At 63.3% G+C, this 18,271-nt stretch carries 15 protein-coding genes; 7 read left to right on the forward strand and 8 right to left on the reverse strand.

Going from position 1 to position 18,271, the window contains the following annotated elements:
• Positions 1-95: 95 nt before the first annotated feature.
• The 4 genes from AWR36_RS07410 to AWR36_RS07425 all read left to right on the forward strand — a co-directional run bounded on the left by AWR36_RS07410 (position 96) and on the right by AWR36_RS07425 (position 5,607).
• Positions 96-2,054: a L,D-transpeptidase family protein gene (locus AWR36_RS07410; protein ID WP_067083248.1), complete on the forward strand. Its 1,959-nt coding sequence runs from the start codon at positions 96-98 to the stop codon at positions 2,052-2,054.
• 172 nt (positions 2,055-2,226) lie between these two features.
• Positions 2,227-3,498, forward strand: coding sequence for a L,D-transpeptidase family protein (locus AWR36_RS07415; protein ID WP_067104552.1), 1,272 nt, complete (start codon positions 2,227-2,229; stop codon positions 3,496-3,498).
• A 6-nt stretch (positions 3,499-3,504) separates the two neighbouring features.
• Positions 3,505-4,716, forward strand: coding sequence for a L,D-transpeptidase family protein (locus AWR36_RS07420; RefSeq protein ID WP_067083250.1), 1,212 nt, complete (start codon positions 3,505-3,507; stop codon positions 4,714-4,716).
• Between the two features lie 345 nt (positions 4,717-5,061).
• On the forward strand, positions 5,062-5,607 hold the full coding sequence (locus AWR36_RS07425) for a DUF882 domain-containing protein (RefSeq protein ID WP_067104554.1): 546 nt from the start codon (positions 5,062-5,064) through the stop codon (positions 5,605-5,607).
• Positions 5,608-5,699: 92 nt separating this feature from the next.
• Here AWR36_RS07425 and AWR36_RS07430 read toward each other — a convergent pair whose 3' ends face one another.
• Both AWR36_RS07430 and AWR36_RS07435 read right to left on the reverse strand, forming a co-directional pair.
• Positions 5,700-6,878, reverse strand: coding sequence for an imelysin family protein (locus tag AWR36_RS07430; protein WP_231745277.1), 1,179 nt, complete (start codon positions 6,876-6,878; stop codon positions 5,700-5,702).
• A gap of 64 nt (positions 6,879-6,942) precedes the next feature.
• Positions 6,943-7,608, reverse strand: coding sequence for a histidinol-phosphatase (locus tag AWR36_RS07435; RefSeq protein WP_067083998.1), 666 nt, complete (start codon positions 7,606-7,608; stop codon positions 6,943-6,945).
• A gap of 201 nt (positions 7,609-7,809) precedes the next feature.
• On the opposite strand from AWR36_RS07435, the gene AWR36_RS07440 reads away from it, so the two are divergent.
• A complete protein-coding gene (locus AWR36_RS07440; protein WP_456299170.1) occupies positions 7,810-8,445 on the forward strand; it encodes an RNA pyrophosphohydrolase in 636 nt (211 codons plus the stop codon).
• A 44-nt stretch (positions 8,446-8,489) separates the two neighbouring features.
• Positions 8,490-10,748, forward strand: a complete 2,259-nt coding sequence (ptsP, locus tag AWR36_RS07445) for a phosphoenolpyruvate--protein phosphotransferase (protein ID WP_067083254.1) — start codon at positions 8,490-8,492, stop codon at positions 10,746-10,748.
• A gap of 116 nt (positions 10,749-10,864) precedes the next feature.
• On the opposite strand, the gene gcvH is transcribed toward ptsP, so the two are convergent.
• Both gcvH and gcvT read right to left on the reverse strand, forming a co-directional pair.
• Positions 10,865-11,251 (reverse strand): glycine cleavage system protein GcvH, encoded by a 387-nt coding sequence (gene gcvH / locus AWR36_RS07450; protein WP_067083256.1) that lies wholly within the window; start codon positions 11,249-11,251, stop codon positions 10,865-10,867.
• 105 nt (positions 11,252-11,356) lie between these two features.
• Positions 11,357-12,445: a glycine cleavage system aminomethyltransferase GcvT gene (gene gcvT, locus AWR36_RS07455; protein ID WP_067083258.1), complete on the reverse strand. Its 1,089-nt coding sequence runs from the start codon at positions 12,443-12,445 to the stop codon at positions 11,357-11,359.
• Between the two features lie 250 nt (positions 12,446-12,695).
• Here gcvT and AWR36_RS07460 point away from each other — a divergent pair, with 250 nt between their 5' ends.
• Positions 12,696-13,388, forward strand: a complete 693-nt coding sequence (locus AWR36_RS07460; RefSeq protein WP_067104556.1) for a 2OG-Fe(II) oxygenase — start codon at positions 12,696-12,698, stop codon at positions 13,386-13,388.
• A 1-nt stretch (position 13,389) separates the two neighbouring features.
• On the opposite strand, the gene AWR36_RS07465 is transcribed toward AWR36_RS07460, so the two are convergent.
• The 4 genes from AWR36_RS07465 to AWR36_RS07480 all read right to left on the reverse strand — a co-directional run bounded on the left by AWR36_RS07465 (position 13,390) and on the right by AWR36_RS07480 (position 18,209).
• On the reverse strand, positions 13,390-14,547 hold the full coding sequence (locus tag AWR36_RS07465) for a CNNM domain-containing protein (RefSeq protein WP_082679464.1): 1,158 nt from the start codon (positions 14,545-14,547) through the stop codon (positions 13,390-13,392).
• On the reverse strand, positions 14,544-15,548 hold the full coding sequence (locus tag AWR36_RS07470; protein WP_067104558.1) for a rhomboid family intramembrane serine protease: 1,005 nt from the start codon (positions 15,546-15,548) through the stop codon (positions 14,544-14,546). The genes AWR36_RS07465 and AWR36_RS07470 overlap by 4 nt, the downstream gene beginning before the upstream one ends.
• Positions 15,549-15,650: 102 nt before the next feature.
• Positions 15,651-16,886 (reverse strand): UbiH/UbiF/VisC/COQ6 family ubiquinone biosynthesis hydroxylase, encoded by a 1,236-nt coding sequence (locus tag AWR36_RS07475; RefSeq protein ID WP_067083261.1) that lies wholly within the window; start codon positions 16,884-16,886, stop codon positions 15,651-15,653.
• A gap of 96 nt (positions 16,887-16,982) precedes the next feature.
• Positions 16,983-18,209, reverse strand: coding sequence for an FAD-dependent oxidoreductase (locus AWR36_RS07480; RefSeq protein ID WP_231745278.1), 1,227 nt, complete (start codon positions 18,207-18,209; stop codon positions 16,983-16,985).
• Positions 18,210-18,271: the final 62 nt, after the last annotated feature.

The following is an 18,271-nucleotide window of genomic DNA, read 5'->3' on the forward strand; positions in this document are numbered from 1 at the left end:
CCGGCTCGCCGCAGGTTGGGAAGGTATGAACGATCTGGCGCCCGGCTTCTAATCATGGATTCGCAGACCGGGCCCTGCAGCATCGCTGAGGTACCATGTCGTATTTCAACCCAGAGCGCCGCAAACGCAAGTCGCCTTTACCGCTGCTGATTCTCGGCAGCCTGTGCGTTTTTGCCCTTTATTACGCCTTTAGTGCAAACCAGAAAACCGTTCCGGTGCTACCCGAAAATGCGGTAAAGCAACACCTGATCCGCTGGCTGGTGGACAACCCGGAATCCTGGCCCGCACAGGACCCCATCTTCAACCCGGCAGCGGTCAAGCGTATCTATGAACGCACCGACTACCGGCTGCTCTGGTTCGACAACTACAGCCTGAGCGACACCGCCAATGACCTCATCAAGCAGCTGACTGCGGTCAGTTCCGGCAACCACAGCAGCATGGTGGGCTATCGCTATCACCTGGGCTATTTTGACCGCACGCTGCGGGATTCCCCCCAGCGGTTGCAAATGGCCGCCGTGCTGGACGTGCTGCTGACCGACGCTTTCGTGTCCTATGCCCAGGATACGCAGCTGGACAAGCTCAAGCCCCGCAGCCGCCCCAAGCGCGACGTCACTCCGGTAAGCACCCTGGAGACGGGCTTCCGCCTCGCCAGCCACCGCGTGGGCCGCCAGGGCTCCCCCAACCCGAGTGGGCGCCAGTATTTCCGTGGCTACAATCGCGCCGACACCAGCGGCAATAGCCGCTATCGTCGCGACTCGAACATCGACCGGTCGCAGCACTACTCCGGCAGCAACCGCTCTTCCTACCGCGCGCTGCCGCGCCCCTCTTACCGCAGCAACGCCACTGCGCGCCAGAACAACACCCGCTTTGCGCCCGGCGGCCTGCCGCCCCGCAACGGCTACCAGCGCTACCTCCGCAATGAGGGGGGAATGCCCACGGTGGGCCGGGTTCCGGAAAACAGCGAGGGACCCTATTACCCGGGCAATGACCCCTTTGGCAACGATGCCTCTGCCCTGCGCTATGAGCTGGATCGCTACCGTCAGATCGCTGCCAGTGGCCGCTGGCGCCCGATGCCCCGGGGTCCGGCCATGACCATCGGCGCCAAGCACCCCCACGTGGCCCTGCTGCGCGATATGCTGACCCTGTACGGGGATTACCGCGGCTACTACGGCTATGGCGGCGAACGCGACAAGTTCGATCGCGGCCTGCACGAGGCAGTCCTGCGCTTCCAGGAGCGCCACGGCCTCAAAGCCGACGGCATTGTCGGCCGCGAGACCCGCAAGCGCCTCAACCTGTCACCAACCGCGCGGATTCGCATTATCGAGACCAACATCCGGCGCCGGGAGAAGCTGCCGGCCGAGCTTGGCGAGCGCTTTATTCAGGTCAACATTCCCGCGTACCGCCTCAAATATGTGGAGAACGATCGCGTGCGCCTGTCCATGAAGGTGGTCGTGGGTAAACCCAAGCACGCCACACCGGAAATCAACACCCGGGTGAGCCGGGTGGTCTTCAACCCCACCTGGACGGTGCCGCGCAGCATCCTGGTCAAGGACATTCTGCCCAAGGCCAAGGCCGACCCCGGTGGTATGCAGCGCATGGGTTACCGGGTCGTAAACGGCAGTGGGGACCACCTGCCACTGACCCCGAAGAACCTGTCCGCCGCGCGCCAGGGCTCCTACCTCATGCGCCAGCTGGGTGGCGGGGAGAATATCCTGGGCAGGGTCAAGTTTGAGATCCCCAACAGCGATGAGATCTACCTCCACGACACCCGCGCCCGCAGCCTCTTCTCCCTCACCGAGCGGGGTTACAGCCACGGCTGCATCCGCCTGGAAAAACCCCGCCACCTGGCCGAGGCCCTGCTGAGCCCGGAGGGCGACTGGGACCAGTGGCGCATCGACCAGTTGACCGTGGGCGATGAAACCACCGAGGTGCGCCTCAAGGAGAACGTGAAGGTGTATCTCACCTACTGGACCGCCTGGGTGGACGGCCAGGGGCGCCTCAACTTCCGCCCGGACATCTACGGCAAGGACGGGTTGTCCGCCAACCAGTTCTGAACCCGTTGCCGGGGCGGAGCGCACGATCCGCCCCGGCGCCGATATTCCCACCGCTCGCCCGCCCTGCGGGCAACCCATCGCGCAAAAGACTTGGGGCCACCCCGGTCACAAGTTACTACTGTGAGCACGGCAACCCGTCAGCCTGACGCTTTCCGACTCACAGGGGTAAGTTATGGGTGTTGGCAATTCCCTCAATCACTTCCAGGTGCGCTCTCAGCATTGCAGTGCGGCGGCCCTGGCACTCTTCTTCCTTCTCGGCACAGAACCGCTGGTCGCCGGTGAGACACCGGAACCGGGGGCAGCGGCAGCGACAGAACTCACCAGTCCCGACCCGTTTACCCCCTACGGTCGCCAGCATGCGCTGATGCGCGAAGAGCTGGCCCGCTACCAGGCGCTCGCCGGGGGAGACCTGTGGCAGCCGCTGCCCAAGGGCCAGACACTGGCGCCCGGAGCCCGGGAACCGCGAGTGCTGCAGCTGCGCAGCCTGATGATGCTGTATGGCGACCTGCCCCTGCATGATCACGATGGCGGTGATGGCCGGCATGCCGATGAGTACGACCCCGACCTGCAGGCTGCGGTGCGCCGCTTCCAGCGCCGTCACGGCCTCAGGGAAGACGGCCTGGTGGACGAGCGCACCCGCGCTCGCCTGAATGTCGCGCCAGCCGACAGGGCCCACACCCTGGCGGCCAACCTCAGCCGCCTGCAGCAACTGCCCCGGGAACTGGGGCCCCGCTACATCCTGGTCAACATTCCCGATTTCAGCCTGAGACTGATGGAACAGGGCCGCGAGCAGTACCGCATGCGCGTCGTGGTGGGCAAGCCCAAACACGCCACACCACAGCTCTCCACCCGCATGACCCGCGTGGTCTTCAACCCCATCTGGCGGGTACCCCCCAGCATCGCCCTGAAGGAGCTGCTGCCCAAAGGCAGTGCTGCACTGCGTGCAAAGGGCTTCCGCCTTGTCAGCCACAGCGGCCGCTCGGTACCGTTCACCTCCGGTAATATCGCCGGTATCCGGCGCGGCAAGGTCAGCCTGCACCAGCGCGGTGGACCGGAGAATGCGCTCGGCCGGGTGAAGTTTGTGATTCCCAACCGGGACGCGATCTTTCTCCACGACACCAACAGTAAACACCTGTTCAAGCGCCCGCAGCGGGCCTTCAGCCACGGTTGTATCCGCCTGGAAAAACCGCTGGAGTTCGCCCGCATGATGCTGCTGGAACAAAACGAGTGGCAGCCCGCCCGCGCTGAACAATACCTCAACAGCGGCCGCACCCGCGCCGTTACCCTGAAGAAGCCCCTGCCGGTCTATATCGCCTACTGGACGGCCTGGGTGGACGAGGACGGCTTGCTGCAGTTCCGCCCCGACATCTACGAGCGCGACGGTAATAACAGCCAGAGCGCCAGTGAAAAGAGTGCGGGGCCGGAGCAAGACCAACCGGGGTGATGAGCCATGTCGCGCAAGCCATGCCGCTGGCATTTACTGGCGGCGACTATCGCAATCTCCATCAGCGCCCTCAGCGCCAGCTGGGCCGCGGAGCCTGGCGAGGGCACGGAAGAGCCAGCCCTGGATCCGGGCGCCGCGGCTCCTGCGCTGCACTCTGCCGCGGAACGCTACCGTGCCCTGATGGATCGCTGGAAGCCCCCCACCCCGGGACAACCCCTGTCACCGGGTGACCGCACCCCGCGCGTGGCAGAACTGCGGAACATCCTGAAACTCTATGGCGACTACCGCGGCACACCGGGCCCGCTTGCCGCCGACAGCCAGCCCGACTCCCAGCGCTACGACAGCGCCCTGTCCCGCGCGATCGAAAGCTACCAGCGGCGCCACGGCCTGGAGGTCACCGGTGATGCGGACCCCGCCACACTGGCACAGCTGTCCGTCTCACCCGCAGATCGGGCCGGGCAGCTGGAGGTGAATGCCGCGCGCTGGCAAAAACTGGCAAAGGGGACAGGCGACCGCTACCTGCTGGTCAATGTGCCCGCTTTTGAACTGCAACTGGTGGAGAAAGGCCGGGTAACCCTGCGCATGAAAACCGTGGTGGGCAAGACCAGTACACGCACGCCGATGCTGCGCAGCCGCGTGACCAATGTGGTCTTCAACCCCACCTGGACGGTGCCGCGCAGCATCCTCCTCACCGACCTGCTGCCAAAAGCGCGCAATAACCCGGAGGCCATGCACAAGCGCGGCTATCGCGTGGTCAATTACGGCAGCAGGGAAACCCGTCCGATCTCGCCGGAGACGATTTCAAGTGCCGCCGAGGGTCAGGCTACCCTGCGCCAGATCCCGGGGCACGGTAACTCTCTGGGGCGGGTCAAATTCGTGCTGCCCAACAAGCAGGCCATCTTCCTGCACGATACCCAGGCCCAGAGCCTGTTTGAGCATAACGAGCGCGCCTTCAGCCACGGCTGTATCCGCCTCAAGGAACCGGAGGAGCTGGCCTATGCCCTGCTGCGCCCCCAGGGTTGGGACCGCACGCGGGTAGCAGAAGCCACCACCGGTGACGAGACCCTCAACATTCGTGTCGAGAATCCACCGCGCCTGTTTATTTCCTATCTCACCGCCTGGATCGATGCCGACGGGCGCCCGCATTTCCGCCGCGACATCTATCAACAGGACTCCCGCGAGGCGCCAGAGAACGCCGGAGACCGCCGGGGAGAGTAGCGCCGCGCGCCTGTAAGCCGCCAATTCACTCGCTTACCGCCAAATTGAGTGCCTCCCGCACAAAATAAAACCCAGCAGTCACAGAAAAATGGAATTTCAGCACGAAAGGCCTAAATGACAACGTTGTCGCGGAAAATGGACCTTATTTCGACTGAAAAGCATCAGATGAGTCGGCAGCCCTTAGCCTAAAAGAAAAAAATTCCAAGGCGAGGGTTCAATCAATTCCTGATTACCGCTCTACGGTTTGTAACCAATGGTTATTTTTTGTACATTGACTCCCGAGCCCAACGGCAGTAACGCCACAGAGGGCTTGCCACGAGAACACCGAGAGGCGGAGATTAGGTTATGAAACAGGAAATGAAAAATCCTTCCAGACGTCGATTCCTGGCTGTGACAGGTGCAGCAGCAGCAACCGTCGCCGCCGGACCGACTTTCGCCAAAGTAGGCAACGCGCGTACCCTGAAGATGCGCAACCTGCACACCGGCGAGCGTCTGAGCGCAGCTTACTGGTCTGGTGGTAGTTATGACAGCGCTGGCTTGAAGCAATTCAACCGCCTGCTGCGTGACCACCGCGCCAACGAGGTAACACGCATGGACCCGAAACTGTTCGACATCGTGTACAAGCTGAAAGAAAAGCTGAACTTTAACGGCGAAGTGGAGATCATCTCCGGTTACCGTTCAGCCAAGACCAACGCCAAGCTGCGTGCCGCCGGCCGCGGTGTTGCCCGCCGCAGCTACCACACCCGCGGCATGGCACTGGACATCCGGATGCCGGGCATCAGCACCACGCGACTGAAAAATGCCGCGAAGGCACTGCGTGCAGGTGGTGTAGGTCACTACCCGAAGAGCGGCTTCGTACATGTGGACACCGGTCCCGTACGTAGCTGGTAAGCACCGCGGCCGGCCCGAGGGTCGGCTCCGCAACCAAAAAACCCCGGCAACAGCCGGGGTTTTTTGCTTTTCGCACAGGAGATTACGACCCATTACTGGTCCCGTACAGAGACCGGCGTCATGTCCTCCTCCGCAGCCGGCACCTCCACGGTACCGCTCATCAGGCCCGCGAGCGCCTCAAGTAACTGCCGCGCTTCGCCCAGTTCCTCCAGCTTGGCCAACTCGATGGGATCCTCCATCTTGAGCAAAAGCTCTTCCAGCGCTACGAAGCGTTCGGCCAACGCTTCCTGTTGGTAGCGATCCAGTAACAGCACAGAGAGCCCTGGTCCGCTCGCAGGCTGCCAGTTGGCCTGCAATGTCCTCAAGGCGGCCAGTATCGCCTGTTTGGAGTCCGCAGCCCGACTGCTCTCCACATCACTCTCGGAGCTTTCCGGCAGCCGGCGCAGCAACTCCTCATCCAGGACCTGGGTGTGGATCGCGCGAATCTGCTGGAGTCGCGCCACCGGGTCGAGTGCCAGAAAGGGACGAGAGAGATCGTTGGCCCCGTAGGGCAGACGCCGAGCCAGCTTGTCGAAATCCTCCGCCAGCGCCTCGGCCATCAGTCCGGTCAGCGCACGACGGCGGTTGGCGGCCAGGGCCTCGGGCTTTTCCCCAGCACTCACCGCGGTGAAATCACTCGCAGCACGCTCACTGGTCGGCCCCCAGAGCATCACCTCCAGCGCGTGAAAGCCGGTGCTGGCCTCTTCGTGCGCCGTGAGCCGGTGCTGGCGCCGGAGATTGGCGAGGGTCAGTTCCACCGCCGTGTCGTTGACGATGCCGCTCTCGGAGTACCCGGGCACGGTATCCAGGTAGCCCGGCTGCGCGGGCCAGCTGTCCACTGCCAGCAGGAGCTCACGGCCCTGTTCACGCATTGATGCGGGCGCGAAAGCGAGGCGAATGTAGGGCAAAGCCGCAGCAAACTCCCGGTGGGCATCGAGCCAGGCCAGCTTGGCGGCTTCAAGGTGGTCTTCAGAGGGCTTCTCCAACAGGGTCGCCACGGCACGGTTCAGGGCCTCGACCGCCGCCTGAGTGTCGGCGACCTGGGCCTGACCAGCGTCCCATATGGCGCGGGAAAGGGATTCCGCAGCCTGCGGGTCAACGGCCTCGACCGCCGGACCAGGTGTCTCCTCCGGCGGCGTCTCATCAGTTCGCTTGGCCTCGCAGGCACCGAGACCAGCCAGCGCGACCAACAACAGCGCCGCGCGGGCGCCCCCAATCATCGCTCTTATCACAAAATTCCCCAGTCAAGCCAAAACACGTTTGCCCCCGGACACACAACCGCGGACCGCGGGCAACTCACTCTTCCTCACGCAGGCTGATAATGGGCCAGCCGCGCTTCTCGGCCTCTGCCCGCAGCCGCGGGCAGGGATCCACCGCTACCGGGTGGTCCACCTCCTGCAACAGCGGCAGGTCATTGATGGAATCGCTATAGAACCACTTTTCGTTACCGCCAAACTCGGGGTTGTGGGCGAGCCACTGGTGCAGACGCACCACCTTACCCCCCTGGTAGCAGGGCTCACCGACAACCTTGCCGGTAAACCGGCCCTGCAATTCCTCCGGTTCGGTGGCCAACAAGCTGTCCACACCGAGGCGCTGGGCAATCGGCTCCACCACAAACCGGTTGGTAGCGGTAATGATCATAATATGGTGGCCCTGGCGACGATGCCGACTGATTAACTCTTCTGCGCGTGGCAACCAGATTTCACTGACCACTTCCTGCATGAACTCCCGGTGCAGGTTATTCAGCTGCGCCCTGGTCATCTGGGCCAGGGGCTCGAGGGCGAATTCGAGATAGGCGAAAATATCCAACTCGCCGCGCTGGTAGTCCCGGTAAAAGCGGTCGTTGGCGGAACGATAGCGCTCGCTATCGACATGCTCTCGCTCGACCAGAAACTCGCCCCAGGCGTGATCGCTGTCGCCGCCAATGAGGGTGTTATCCAGGTCAAAAATTGCCAGCTGCACGGCCGTGCCCCCTTTCAATATAGATGCAATGTGTGGTTTTTTCCGCCGGCGCGGTGTGCACCGACGGCGGCCATTTTACCCTCCCAGGGGAGTCCGCACACGACCGCAGTGGCGAATTGCCGTAATACCGTCGCTGTGGAACAATGCGGGACAAGTATGCGCGGCGGCAGGCCGTGCGACAGAGATATCGAGGACAGTATTTTGGGCGACGGTAAGCCGGCATCCGCCGGACGCAAGAACCGCCGCAGGTCCGCCAGGCCATCGAACCGCAATGATGCGCCCGCCAACAGCGGCCGCAAGAAAGGCGGACGCGGTGCCGACAACAGCAGCAACATCGATGCCGAGGGCTTCCGCCCCAATGTCGGCATCATCGTGTTGAACGACCGCGGCCAGGCGCTGTGGGCGAGACGGATCGGCGGCAAAGACGCCTGGCAGTTTCCCCAGGGCGGCATCAACCCGGGTGAGAGCCCCGAGCAGGCGCTCTATCGCGAGCTCTACGAGGAAATCGGCCTGACCCGGGACCAGGTGAGTCTGATCGCCTGTACTCGAGGCTGGCTCCGCTACCGGCTGCCGCAGCGACTGGTGCGCAGACGCTCCGAACCGCTGTGTATCGGCCAGAAACAAAAGTGGTTCCTGCTGAAGCTGGAGGCGGCGGAGAGCTCAATCAGCTTCAATAACGGCTACAAACCCGAGTTCGATCACTGGCGCTGGGTGAGTTACTGGCACCCGCTGACCAAAGTGGTGACCTTCAAGCGGGAGGTATACCGTCGCGCGCTCACCGAATTGGCGCCACAGCAAATACAATTGGAGAAGCGCTGGGAGCGGGAACAGGACTAGTCCCGCGGCACTTCCCCTACTCCATCGTTGGCGAGGACAGGCCTTTGCTCGGATCACTGCGCAGCATCGTTCAGGAAGTCAACGCGGCACGTGACCTGCCCGCAGTGCTCGACATCATCGTGCACCGCGTGCGCGAGGTCATGCAGACCCGCGTTTGCTCCGTTTACCTGCGCGACAAGCAATCCGGCTCCTATGTGTTGATGGCCACCGAGGGCCTCAATCCCGACTCCGTCGGCCAGGTCAGCCTGGAACCCGGTGAGGGCCTGGTGGGCAACGTGGTTACCCGGGAGGAACCCATCAACCTGGAGCGGGCCGAGGCCCACCCCGCCTACCAGTATTTTCCCGCCACCGGCGAGGAGCGCTTCAGCGCCTTTCTCGGCACCCCCATTATTCACCACCGCAACGTGCTGGGCGTGCTGGTGGTACAGCAAGCCGAGCAGCGCCGTTTCGACGAGGGCGAGGAAGCTTTTCTCGTCACTCTGTCTGCGCAGCTGGCCGGCGTCATCGCCCATGCGGAGGCGACCGGCGCACTGGCCACCATTGGCCAGCAACGCCGCGAAGCCAAGTTCACCGGCATCGCCGCCTCCCCCGGTGTCGCCATCGGCAGCGTCCACATCGTCGCCCCGCCGGCCAGCCTTTCCACTGTGCCCTACAGCTGCTGCATGGACGTGGAAACAGAGCTGGAACTCTTTCACCAGGCCCTGGTGGCCGCGCGGGAGGAGATCCGAGCGGTGGGTGAGCGGCTGAAGGACGAGCTCAACCGGGAGGAGCGCGCGCTGTTCGATGCCTATATCAGCATGCTCGACGACAGCTCCCTGGCGGTGGAGGTCTGCGACCGCATCCGCGGCCAGCAACTCAGCGCCAGCCGCGCCTGGGCAGAAGTGATGCTGGAACATGTGCGCCGCTTTGAAGCCATGTCCGACTCCTACTTCCGCGACCGCGCAGCGGATGTGCGCGATCTGGGCGGGCGCGTATTGATGCACCTGCGCCAGCAGCAGCAGAGCGAGCGGGACTATCCGGATAACGCCATTCTGATCGGGGAGGAGCTGACCGCCGCTGCGCTGGCAGACGTGCCACGGGAAAAGCTCATCGGCCTGGTTTCGATCAAGGGCTCCGCCAACAGCCACGTGGCCATTATCGCCCGCGCCATGGGATTGCCAGCGGTCATGGGCGCCCAGGAGCTGCCGTTTGAGCGCATCGACGGTGCGGAACTGGTGGTCGATGGCTATCGCGGTGAACTGTACGTACACCCCTCGACAGAACTGCGGCGCCGCTACGACTCCATCGTTGAAGAAGAGCGCGAAATCGCCCGGCACCTGGACCACCTGGCCGGCCTGCCCGGGGAAACCGCCGATGGGCACCGGGTGCGCCTGTGGGTAAATACCGGGCTGATGGCGGATGTGGTGCGCTCGCTGGAGCGGGGTGCCGAGGGGGTGGGCCTCTACCGCACGGAAGTGCCCTTCTTGCTGCGCGATCGCTTTCCCTCCGAGGAGGAGCAGCGGGAGATCTACCGCGAACAGCTGGAGGCTTTTGCACCGCGCCCGGTCACCATGCGCACGCTGGATATCGGCGGTGACAAGGCGCTGGCTTACTTCCCCATTGAGGAAACCAATCCGTTTCTGGGCTGGCGCGGTATTCGCGTCACCCTGGACCATCCGGAGATTTTCCTGGGCCAGGTCAGGGCCATGATGAAAGCCAGCCTCGGCCTCGACAACCTGCGCATCATGTTGCCCATGATCAGCGGGCTGGGCGAACTGGAGGCAGCCCGCAAGCTGGTGGAGCGGGCGCACCGGGAACTGGTGGACGAGGGCTACCGGATCGCCATGCCCCCCCTGGGAATCATGATCGAAGTGCCCTCTGCCGTGTACCAGGCCCGCGAACTGGCCGAACGCGTCGATTTCATGTCCGTGGGCAGCAACGACCTGACCCAGTATCTGCTGGCGGTGGATCGCAACAATAGTCGCGTGGCCAACATCTATCACGCCCTGCACCCGGCGGTGTTGCGCGCATTGCATCACGTGGTGCAAGCCAGTCACGTGGCCAATACCAAGGTGGGCATCTGCGGTGAACTGGCCGGGGACCCCGGCGGCGCGCTGCTGCTGGTGGCCATGGGCTACGACGTCCTGTCGATGAATGCCACCAACCTGCCCCGGGTGAAGGCGGCCCTGAGGGCGGTCACCAAGACCGATATGAACCACCTGCTCGAACAGAGCCTGAACCTGCAGTGCCCGGAGCAGATCGAGGAGACCCTGAGCAGCTACCTGAAGCGCGTCGGCCTCAAGTCACTTTTGCAGCCGATGTAGTTGCGGCCAGGCAGAATCCCTCCCGCAGCCTGCAAACCCCTTCAGACTGCGATAAAAAAAGCCGCACAGTTTCTGCTGCGCGGCTTTTTTGTTACCGGGACGGTCATCAGGGATGATCAGTCCTCCGCTTCCTCGCGGTAGGCATCGGCGTCCAGCATGTTGTCCAGTTCGCTGGTATCGCTGGGCTTTACGCGGAAGAACCAGCCGTCATCGTAGGGAGAGCCGTTCACGGTTTCCGGTGCGTCCTCGAGATCCTCGTTGATCGCAACCACTTCGCCGGAGATCGGGGAATAGATATCGCTGGCCGCCTTCACGGACTCGACAACACCGGCCTCATCACCAGCGGCCAGGGTAGCGCCCACTTCCGGAAGCTCCACATACACAACGTCGCCCAGTGCATCCTGGGCGTGATCACTGATACCAACGGTGACGGTACCGTCCTCTTCCAGCCGCGCCCACTCGTGACTGGACAGGTATTTCAGTTCGCTGCGAATCTCGCTCATTCTGTGTTCCCTCGATTAAGCTCTCTTGAATTGAGTTGTCAGCTGCAGGGGCGGGTGAGCTCTGGTTACGGCCAGCGCCGCGCCCCTGACAACGCGAATATGGTTTCAGATTACGGATTTCCCGTTGCGGACAAAGCTGGGCTTGACCACCTTCACCGGTACCAGTTTTTTGCGGATCTCCACCTGGGCTGTGTCGCCCACGGCCACCGGTACCCGCGCCAGGGCAATAGAGTAGCCCAGGGTTGGAGAGAAGGTTCCGCTGGTGATGATACCGCGGTCTTCCGTGCCGTCCACCACTACCGGCTGACCTGCACGCAGGACGCCGCGCTCCTCCAGGACCAGGCCCACAAGTTTTTCCTTCGGCCCATCTGCCTTTTCCTGCTCCAGCGGCTTGCGGCCGATAAAGTCACGCTCTTCGGGCTTCCAGGCAATGGTCCAGCCCATATTGGCCGCCAGCGGCGAGGTGTCATCGTCCATCTCGTGACCGTACAGGTTCATACCCGCCTCCAGGCGCAGGGTATCCCGCGCGCCCAAGCCACAGGGGGCAACACCGGCGTCCGCCAGCGCCTGCCAGAAACCGGGGGCGTCGTCGCCCGCGAGCATGATCTCCAGGCCATCCTCACCGGTATAGCCAGTGCGCGCCACGAACCAGTCGCCGCGAGCCACGCTCTCGAACACTTTCAGGCCGTCGATGATCGCGGCCCACTCGATCCCCAATACGGCCTTGGCCTTCTCCAGTGCCTCCGGGCCCTGGACAGCCACCATGGCAAGCTCCGGGCGCTCGGTCAGGGTCACGTCAAAATTCTGGGCCTGCTGCTGCATCCACGCCAGATCCTTATCCCGCGTTGCACAGTTCACCACCACCCGGTAGCCCGGGTCCCGCAGGTAGACAATCAGGTCATCAATAACGCCACCGTCCTCGTTCAGCATACCGGTGTACAGTGCCTTGCCTGGCTTGCCATCGAGCTTGGCCACGTCGTTGGCCAGCAGGTAGCGCAGGTAGTCCCGCGCGCCGTCGCCGTCGATATCGACCACGGTCATATGGGACACATCGAACATACCCGCAGCAGTGCGCACCTTGTTGTGTTCCTCGAGCTGGGAGCCGTAGTGCAGAGGCATATCCCATCCGCCGAAATCAACCATTTTGCCGCCCATGGCGACATGAGTGTCATACAGAGGCGTTCTGTTTCCCATCTTTTGTTCTCGAATCAGTGGCAAATAAAGCCGCGTATTCTACCGGCGCGGCGGCCAGCCTTTCCAGACGGCAATCTTCTGCAAGCCTAGCAGGCGCCGGGATGAAAACCTGCGCCAATCCGGGATCACCGACAAAACTGCTTGCAGTGCCGATGGCAGCGGGGAGAAGGCTTTGTCGAAGCGGCAATCCGGTATATAACGCGCCCCCTGCGCAGCCGGCGGTTGCCGCCCTCCCGCCCTGGAGTTCTCTTTGACCACAACGCTCGATCTGGCCCCGCCAGCACCCAACCCCTCTCTGGAGGAACCGGTGCTGGAGAGCATCGCCGGCGCCCTGCGCACGGACGGTTATATTGTGCTGCGCGCCCCACTGCCACCGGCCCTGCTGGGTGGCCTGCTGCGCCATTTTCGCTCCATCGACGACCGCCGCTTCAAGCGCGCGGGTATTGGCCGTGAGGACGAGCACCAGCTGGACCGCACCATTCGTAGCGACCGGGTTTTCTGGCTGGATCGGGGTAACGCCTACGTGTCGGCGTACCTGAACTGGATGGAAGAATTGCGGCTGGGCCTCAACCGGCAACTGATATTGGGCCTGTTCGATTACGAGTGTCACTACGCCTTTTACGACCGCGACACTTGCTACAAAAAACACCTGGACGCCTTTCACGGCAACACCAACCACGTACTCAGCACCGTGCTGTACCTGACCCCAAACTGGCAGCCGCGCGATGGCGGCGAGCTGGCGATCTACCCCTCGGTGATCCACGGCGATCCGGAGGCGGAAGCCCCGCTCCTGAAGGTGGCGCCGCGTTTTGGCCAGATGGTGATTTTCCTGAGCGAGGAGTTCCCCCACGAAGTGCTGCCGGTGCAGCGCCCGCGCTACAGTGTCACAGGCTGGTTCCGGGTCAACAACAGCACCGCCGCGCACCTCGACCCGGCACACTGAGTCATCCGCTCTTGTCCGTGGGCGGTTCCCGATCTGCCGACTCGCGCGGATCCTCCCCTGACGAAGTCTCCTGTTCACCCGAATCGTCATCGGGCTCCTGGGCGGTCTCATCCACTTTCAGGCCATAGCGCTTGGAACGCCAACGCCACAAGCGGCGGGCCAGGGCCTGGCGGTCAGCCGTCTTGTCTGCCTCATCGATAATCTCCTCGCCCAGCAGGGTCTCGAGCAGATCTTCGAGAGTCACCAGGCCTTCCAGGCTGCCGTATTCATCCACTACCGCGCTGATCTGCACTCGGCGGGCGAGCATTTTCTGGAACGCCTGGTAGATGGTGGCCGTCTCCGGCAGCATCAGCATATCCCGGCGGAATTGCGCCAGCTTTTCGTCGCGATCACCTTTGGCGTAAGCCAGCAACAATTCCTGCTTCAATACAAAACCGACAACGCAGTCGGGGTCGTTGCGCTCGTAGATGGGAATACGGGAGAAGCGGCTCTTCTCCACATCGTCGTAGGATTGTTCCACGGTGTCGTCCCGGGACAGGGAATAGACCACCGTGCGCGGGGTCATCACCTCCCGCACCGAGTGATCACGCAGGGTGAAGAAAAGGTTGCGCAGGATATTTGACTCGCGCTCTTCCAGCTGCCCTTCCGCCTGGCCGAGCTCTGCCATCACGGCAAACTCCTCGCGGCTGAAGCCGGTCAGTGTTGGACCGTGAGATAAACCGCGGGTCATCCACTCGGACATCTTCACAAAGGGGAACAACACCCACACCATAAAGCGCACCGTATAGCCGGTCACCGGTGCCAGCTGGCGCCAGTACACTGCCCCCAGCGTCTTGGGAATAATCTCCGAGAAAATCAGGATCAGCAGGGTAAGCACCGCCGAGATCAATCCCAGGTACTGGCTGCCAAACACCGCCGCAGCCTGGGCGCCGGCACCCGCCGCGCCCACCGTGTGCGCCACGGTATTGAGGGTCAGGATCGCCGCCAGAGGTGCATTGATATCATCCTTGAGACGGCGCAATACCCGCCCGGCGCGGTGCCCTTCCCGTTCCAGCAAACTGATGTAGGGCTTGGTCACGCTCAGGATGACGGACTCGGCGATGGAACACAGGAAGGAAAAACCCAGCGCAATCAGCACATAGACAATGAGCAGAGTCATGGAGCTTTCGTCGTTCCTCTCACTTCAGAAAAATTGCGGGTACCGCCAAACAGGCAGTAGAGCAGCGTCAGCAACAGACCGCTGACAAAGCCTCCCAGATGCGCCGCATTGGCCACGCCGACACCGAATATCAGGGTGAATAACCCGGAGGCACAAATGAGCAGCCAAGCGACTGCCAGTGTCACGATGCCCGGCGGCACATCGTGCCAGGCCGGTGCCATTCGCTGCAGCACCAGCACGGCGCCCACCAGACCGTAGACCACACCGGACATTCCACCGAATACTGTCTCCGGGGACCAGAGGTACTGGGCCAGGTTGGATACCGCAGCGCTCACCAGCACCAGAAGCAATAGCGGCAGGGTACCAGCGCGGGCCTCCAGGGAGCGGCCCAGAATCCACACACCGAGGGCATTGAACAATGCATGGGGCAGGGAAAAGTGCACCACCGCCGGCGACCACAAGCGCCAGAACTCACCGCGGGACCAGTGCCACGCCAGAGTGGAGGAAGCCAGCTCGAAATCCTCTCGCCGGTCGGGAAAAATCACCAGCCCCTGCACCAGGTTTTCCCGCAACAACAGCCAGCCGATAAAGCACAGGCCGATCAGCAACAGGCACAGGGGGGTTGTCCGCAGGGGCCAGTTCGGCAGTGGCGAGGGACTTACGGCATCCACTCTCACCTCTTCACCGGGCGGCGCGTGCCCCGGCTCCTCCCTCACCCCATCCGGTTGGGGAGGAACGTCGACCGATACTGAAGATTGCTCCGCATCGGCGGTCTCTGCCGCGGGCTCGATGCGCACGTCGGCGAGCCGGATTTCCCCGGCATTCCAGCGCTCCAGCACAGGGAGCAACAGCTGCTCGAAGCGCGGGTCCGGCGCCCAGAGCACCTGCCGGTTGTTTTCTTCGGTGATACGCAGGGGCAAGCGGGCGCGCGCGATGAATTGCGCCAATTCGCCGAGGTCTTTGTCGATGGGAAATTGATAGACAGCGGTCCAGTCGCTCAAGAGTCAGTCCGGGCCTTTACAGAATTGAGGCGAAAGCTCGATGACGAGCGCTGCCAGCGATATTGGGTTCGCCCAATGAAAAAACAAGCGCCTTGGCCGGGCTCATACCGCCATCGCGCGCAGGATGATCCTTTTTTTCAGCAGCGGGCTGGCATCCACCATACTCAATCCGGTATTGCGCAGCCAGCGCCAGTGCAGTTCGCCCGCGCCAAACAGCGATTTGAAAGTGCTCATCGCCTTCAGGGTCGCCGCGTTATCACCGCGACGGCGGCGCTGGTAACGGGCCAGCACGGAATGGTCAGATGGCTCCAGGCCACGCTTGAGGGCACGCTGGATTTCCTCGCTGAGAACACGCACATCCTGCAACCCGAGATTGACGCCCTGGCCCGCCAGGGGATGAATGGTGTGAGCCGCATCCCCCACCAGCACGGCTCCGGGGCCATAATACGCCTCGGCATGGCGCCCGCGCAGGGGAAAAGAGAAGCGCTCGCTGACCGACTCGATCGGGCCCAGGCGGCTCTCGAACGCCTTTTCGAGATTGAGCGCGAAGGCCGTGTCGTCCAGCATCAGCAGCTCGCGCGCCAGGTCATTGTCCGCCGACCAGACCACCGCGCAGTGATGCTCGTCGCCGAGACCGGCAAGCGGCAGAAAGGCGAGCGGGCCGGTGCGCAGGAAGCGCTGCCAGGCGGCATGTCGATGCTCCTGTGCACAGCGGGCCACACAGACCAGAGCGGTCTGGTGGTAGTCAGTATCCTTGCAGCGGATGCGCAACAGGTCACGCACCCGTGAGCGGGCGCCGTCGGCGCCGATCAGCAAGCGGGTCTCCACGATCTCGCCCCGGTCCTCGAGGCCTTCCACCAACTGCTCATCCCTGGGGCGGGACTGCAGGTGCCAATGGCCACAGTCGCGCCACCAGCTGTCGAGCCGGAAGCCGTCGATGAGCTCCACATTGGGCAGGGCCTCGAGCCGCGTCCGCAGCGCCTCGCTTACCACGCTGTTCTCGACAATATGACCGAGATTGGGCTGGTGTACATCGCGACAGCTGAAGCTGACAGAGCCGGTGCCCTCGGCATCCCAGACACGCATATCCGTGTAGGGGCAGGCCCGCACAGCAATGATGTCATCCCAGACGCCAACTTCCGCCAGCAGTTCCTGCGAGGCCTGGGTCAGGGCTACCACGCGGGGGTCGTAGTGGTCCGCCGGGACTGACGGGCGCTCAGCAGAGGCTTCCAGCACGGCGATGCGCAGTTGCGGATGCCGTACAGCCAGGAGCGCAGCCTGGGCCATGCCCACCATGCCGGCGCCGACGACAGCGATATCCAGACGGTTTCTGTTCATATTCTGACCATTTCGCGATTCTTGGCGCGTAATTGCCGCTGTTAACTGCACACCATTCACCTGGTAATGATACCCGGCCGACAGCGGTGCGGATTATTAAAGCCCAAAACCGGCTGCCTGACTCAGAAAACTGGCCCGCACCGGAGGCGCAATAGCGAGCCCCAGCAGGCCTAGCTGACGTGAGCCCCGAATCAGCGGATTACCCGAGGCAAACAACGGCGGGATCCGGTCGCTGAAACCAATGGTCAACTGCTGATCCAGTTGCCGCTCGCGGCCATAGCCTTCCAGTAAGTCTAGTGCGCCTGTGGAATCCTGCGCCAAAGACTCGCTACGTCGGTGTGACAGCGCTAGCGCGAGCGCCTCACAGTCCCGCAGGGTCAAATTAAAACCCTGTCCGGCCACAGGATGCAGAAAATGCGCACAGTTGCCCACCAGGACCAGGTGACGGCGCCACTGCTCCCGCGCCACACTGAGACTCAGGCGGTAAGAGGCCACCTCGCCGCTGCGCACCAGGCGCCCGGCCCGCCAGCCAAAGGCCCGCTGCACACGCGCTAGGAATGCCTTGCTGTCGAGGGCACAGAGGGCGTCTGCATCGGCCTCATCACAGGTCCAGACCAGCGCGGCACGGTGGGCGCCCTCCCGATCCGGTAATGGCAGCAAGGCCATGGGGCCGTTCTCGGTAAAGCGCTCGTAGGCCACTCCGCCGTGATCCCGCTGCAGACCGAGGGTAGTGACCAGGGCCTTCTGCCGGTATTCGACCCGCTCCGTCTCGATCCCCAGCTGCCGACACAGCGGCGAGTCGACACCGTCCGCCGCCACCAGCAGAGCGGCCCGCAGGTGCTGCTCTGCCCCAGCGCCATCCCGCCAGGACAGTCGCGCCCCGCGCTCATCAAAGCGCACCTGCCGCACCTCTGCCGGTGCAACGGCCTCAATGGACGTCTCCGCCATTGCCCGGTAAAGCACCGGGCCCAGGGCCGCGTTCTCCACTACGGCGCCAAACATGCCGTCGAACCGGGCGCGATCCTCCAGCGCCGCATCCAGCCGGGCGCCCAGGCCGCGCCCGCGATCACTGACATGGATCTCACGTATCGGCGCACAGTATTTTTTCAGTTCCGACCAGAGTCCGAGCTGTTCCAGCATTTGCAGGCTGCCGGCCGCCAGTGCCGTGGCACGGGTGTCGAAACTGGGCAGCGTCAGTCCGGTGCCGTTGCCGGGTAGCGGTTTCTGCTCCAGCAGCACCACCCGAAGATCGGGGCAGTACCGGGCGAGCATCAGCGCCAGGCTGGCACCCGCCATGCCACCGCCGACAATGGCGACGTCCACGTGCCGCTCCCCCGTGTTTGCGCCCGCGTTTGCGTCCGCTCGGCGGCTGTTTCCCATGTCCG

This window comes from Microbulbifer flavimaris, assembly GCF_001641755.2.
Classification (GTDB): Bacteria; Pseudomonadota; Gammaproteobacteria; order Pseudomonadales; family Cellvibrionaceae; genus Microbulbifer; species Microbulbifer flavimaris.

Bases quoted from the DNA above. Each gene is read 5' to 3' on its own strand.
- AWR36_RS07415 (WP_067104552.1), top strand. From the start codon at position 2,227: ATGGGTGTTGGCAATTCCCTCAATCACTTCCAGGTGCGCTCTCAGCAT.
- gcvH (WP_067083256.1), bottom strand. From the start codon at position 11,251: ATGAGCGAGATTCGCAGCGAACTGAAATACCTGTCCAGTCACGAGTGG.
- gcvT (WP_067083258.1), bottom strand. From the start codon at position 12,445: ATGGGAAACAGAACGCCTCTGTATGACACTCATGTCGCCATGGGCGGC.
- AWR36_RS07465 (WP_082679464.1), bottom strand. From the start codon at position 14,547: ATGACTCTGCTCATTGTCTATGTGCTGATTGCGCTGGGTTTTTCCTTC.
- AWR36_RS07420 (WP_067083250.1), top strand. From the start codon at position 3,505: ATGTCGCGCAAGCCATGCCGCTGGCATTTACTGGCGGCGACTATCGCA.
- AWR36_RS07475 (WP_067083261.1), bottom strand. From the start codon at position 16,886: ATGAACAGAAACCGTCTGGATATCGCTGTCGTCGGCGCCGGCATGGTG.
- AWR36_RS07410 (WP_067083248.1), top strand. From the start codon at position 96: ATGTCGTATTTCAACCCAGAGCGCCGCAAACGCAAGTCGCCTTTACCG.
- AWR36_RS07425 (WP_067104554.1), top strand. From the start codon at position 5,062: ATGAAACAGGAAATGAAAAATCCTTCCAGACGTCGATTCCTGGCTGTG.